The organism is Methylophaga sp. UBA5088, assembly GCF_002414625.1.
Lineage (GTDB): Bacteria > Pseudomonadota > Gammaproteobacteria > Nitrosococcales > Methylophagaceae > Methylophaga > Methylophaga marina.
The window spans coordinates 5,710-9,662 of the sequence record NZ_DIAC01000027.1 but is presented as its reverse complement, the minus strand read 5'-3'; the positions used below and the strand labels follow the sequence as shown (position 1 = coordinate 9,662).

Here is a 3,953-nt window from a genome sequence, read left to right as displayed (position 1 = left end):
CGGCCGTAAGTATACGGCCGCTGTAGATACCAGGACTGAACAAACCAGACATAACAGAATAGCGATAAAGAGTGTTTTTTTCGGATCATCATTAGGCAAATTTAATAACCCACCTAATAATCCTTTTTTTGTATTAGTTTCAGCCATGATGTTAACTTCGCTTCAATCTGCGTTTGATATTGGCCTGAACAACAAAATAGTCGATCAGGGGGGCGAAAATATTGCCAAATAATATGGCCAGCATAATACCTTCTGGGAAGGCTGGGTTCACGACACGAATCATAATCGCCATAAAACCAATCAATGCCCCATATATCCATCGGCCTTTATTTGTCATTGCTGCTGAGACAGGGTCTGTCGCCATAAAGACCATACCAAAAGCAAGGCCGCCCATCGTTAAATGCCAGTACCACGGTACACTAAACATAGGGTTTGTATCACTGCCTATTAGATTAAATAATAGGGTTGTAGCAAACATACCCAAAAATACGCCGAGAATAATCCTAAAATTGGCTACACGGGTATAGATGAGAAAAGCAGCACCGATCAAAATAGCAAGAGTTGATGTTTCCCCTAATGAGCCAGGCATAATGCCAAAGAAGGTTTGAGACCAGCTATAGCCTGCTGACTCAACAGCATCGATGCCACCTGATGCTGCTAGTGCTAATGGGGTCGCACCAGTATAGCCATCGACTGCAGTCCATACTGCGTCACCTGACATAGCTGCAGGATAGGCAAAGTACAGGAATGCACGGCCTGTTAATGCGGGGTTGAGGAAGTTTTTACCCGTACCACCGAATACTTCTTTACCCAAAACGACACCAAAAATGATACCGAGTGCGACCATCCATAACGGTGTTGAAGGTGGAAGTGTGAGGGTGTACAGCATGGAACTGACTAAGAAACCTTCATTGACTTCATGATTCCTGACTGCTGCAAAGATGACCTCAAAAACACCCCCAGCAACGAGTGTGGTGATGTACATGGGTAAAAAGTAAAGCAGCCCGTGGAACATATTAGCGAATAGACTATTGGGATCGTAGGCAATGCCTAACGAGCTCATTATCCAATTACGCCAGCCATCTAAGTCTGTCATGCCCATCTGTGTAATTGCGTTGTTGGCTTGAAAACCTGTATTCCAGAGCATCAATAACAACACAGGGAACGTGGCTACAACAACATAGCTCATTACCCGCTTGAGATCGATAGCATCACGGACGTGAGGAGAGCCTCTTGTTACATCAGCGGGTGAATAAATAAACGTATCCACCATCTCATATAACGCGAAATACTTTTCGTATGGGCCGCCTTTCTGAAATTGTGGCTCGATACGATCAAGAAAACGTCTTAAGCGTGCCATCAACTATCCTTCTATCTCAATTTGTGTCAAATTCGTTCTAAGTGCTGGGCCATAGTCATATTTACCTGAACAGACAAAGGAACATAATGACAAATCTTCTTCGTCGAGTTCCAAACAGCCCAGCTGTTGTGCTGTATCAGTGTCTTTAACCAGCAAAGAGCGCAGTAACTGTGTCGGCAAAATATCCAGTGGCATGACTCGTTCAAAAACACCTACTGGAACCATCGCACGGGGACTGCCATTTTGTGATGTCGTTAAAGGGACATCTTTTTGACGAAAAATGCTCGAAAAGAAAACATTAAGCGAAGAAAATTTGCCTTTACCACCGGGACGAATCCAACCGAGTAACTCACGCTCAACACTTTCAGCAATCACTGAGATTTGATTATGAAAACGGCCTAGATAGGCTGCCCAGTTGTTAGCCGTATGGCCATGCAACACAGAACCAGAAATGATACGAGACTGAATATTCTGAACTTCACCAAACACTAAGTCCTGGGTGCTAGCTCCCAGACGTGTGCGAATTAGGCGAGGCTTGTTTACCAGTGGTCCGGCAAAAGAAACAACGCGCTCAACCCAGAGGCGTCCAGTTGTGAAAAGCTTACCAATGGCGATGACATCTTGATAACCGATAGTCCACACTGATTTGCTAGCGCTGACCGGTTCAAGGAAATGAATGTGTGTACCCGCTAAACCTGCTGGGTGGGGACCAGAAAAAGTATGAACTTCGATATTATTTTTCTGATTGACTGGAAGGGCTGTGTCTGGAGCCTGGCAGACATAGACTTTTCCTTCTGTCAGTTGACTGAGAATCGTTAAACCATGTTTAAACTCTTCAGCATATTCGCTAATGATAATACTGGGATCAGCGGCAAGAGGGTTGGTATCAATGGCCGTGACAAAAATCGCATCAGGGACAGCTTCAACAGCTGGGGAGCGGCTGTATGGACGTGTGCGGAATGCTAGCCATAAACCTGAGTCAATCAAGTTTTTTGTGATATCTGCACGCTTTAGATTATCGAGATTGTTAGCATCATATTGTTCGAAAGTGATTTCATCATCACCCTCTAACTCAATTATCACTGATTGTAATGCTCGTTTCGCACCACGATTGATGGCTTTTACGATGCCTGCTCCGGGGGAGGTAAATTGAACACCTGGGTTCTTTTTATCAGTGAATAATGGCTGTCCGAGTTTAACTTTCTGGCCTTCTTCCACCATCATCGTAGGTTTCATACCTACATATTCATTACCCAATATGGCTACTGAATTGACTTTATTGCCATCATAGATAGTTTGTTCGGGTTTCCCCGAGATGGGCAAATCTAGCCCTTTCTTAATCGAGAAATGCATACTTCACCTGATCAGGAGACAACGGACGTACCTGCTATCTGTGTTACGTTAAATTCCCAGCTTGTAAGTATAAGTATTGTTTCTGATGAAAGAAAGCAGAAATCCCGATAAATATCAGCTTAAATCATTCATCTGCTTGAATGCGATCAGATTCTTTCAGCCATCTATAGGCAAGAACGAACCCTAAAAAGCTAAACACGCTAGCAATTAAAAATGTCCATATGGCGCCAGGGCTATCCCACATATAACCGCTGAATAAGCTGCCAATCACACCACCGGCACCAAAGCTGGCACTGCTGTATAAGGCTTGTCCTCTCCCTTGTGTTGGCCCTGTGAAATGGCGATGAACCCAAGCAATTGCAGACGCATGAAAACTACCATAACTTGCAGCATGTAATAATTGAGCGAGAATTAGCACAGTAAGGTTTTGCGGAAATAGGGCTATCAAAATCCAACGCAGTGTTGTAAGTAACAGGCTAGCCATGAAGACATTACGGAGTCCGAACTTGGGAAGCCAACGATGCATCACCAGAAATATGGCCACTTCAGCTAAAACACCGAGCGCCCATAATTGTCCAATCAAGCTGCTACTGTAATCATACTGTTCAAGGTAAATGGTATAGAAGGTGTAGTAGGGACCATGACTTGCTTGCATCAATAAGCAAACCAGCAAAAAAGCAATCACGCTGGGTCTTTTTAATAAGGTTCTTAACGACGTTGTTTGGTGATGAGCGGTCTTTGCTGATTCCGGTACTGTGAGGCTAAATAGCCAGATACCAATGACACTAAAGAGCAGTGCTGTAGGGACAATGTCAGGTTCAAAATGCTCTAGTAAATTGCCTAAAATCACGACAATGGTGATAAAGCCAATTGACCCCCATAAACGCACTTTACTGTAATAATGACTATCTTCACCGAGGTGTTGCAATGTGGTGACTTCAACCTGGGGTAACGATGCATTCCAGAAGAAGCTGAATAGCATCAAAATTATGGCTACGGCGAGGTATGATTGCTCGATGAATATAGCCGAAAATACGATGATGGTGGCAAAGCTAGCGAGCCTTACAATACGCATTCGGCGATCGTAATGGTCTGCTATCCATCCCCAAATATTGGGTGCGATAATTCTTGAGCCCATCAAGATGGCTGTCAGCTCACCAATTTGACTCGGACTAAATCCTTCCCATTTTAGATATAGACTCCAGTAGGGGACTAAGATCCCCAGACAGGCAAAATAGAA

Annotated in this window: 3 protein-coding genes; all 3 read right to left on the bottom strand. The window is 44.1% G+C overall.

What is annotated here, in order from left to right; translation table 11 throughout:
• Window positions 1-151 precede the first annotated feature (151 nt).
• Window positions 152-1,360 (bottom strand): NADH:ubiquinone reductase (Na(+)-transporting) subunit B, encoded by a 1,209-nt coding sequence (locus B4K20_RS03455; RefSeq protein WP_289245339.1) that lies wholly within the window; start codon window positions 1,358-1,360, stop codon window positions 152-154.
• A 3-nt stretch (window positions 1,361-1,363) separates the two neighbouring features.
• The gene (locus B4K20_RS03450; protein ID WP_289281895.1) at window positions 1,364-2,713 is read right to left on the bottom strand and encodes a Na(+)-translocating NADH-quinone reductase subunit A; all 1,350 of its coding nucleotides are present in this window, start codon (window positions 2,711-2,713) and stop codon (window positions 1,364-1,366) included.
• Window positions 2,714-2,837: 124 nt separating this feature from the next.
• Window positions 2,838-3,953, bottom strand: a 1,116-nt coding sequence (locus B4K20_RS03445; protein WP_289281894.1) for an MFS transporter, incomplete at its 5' end; no start/stop codon positions are given.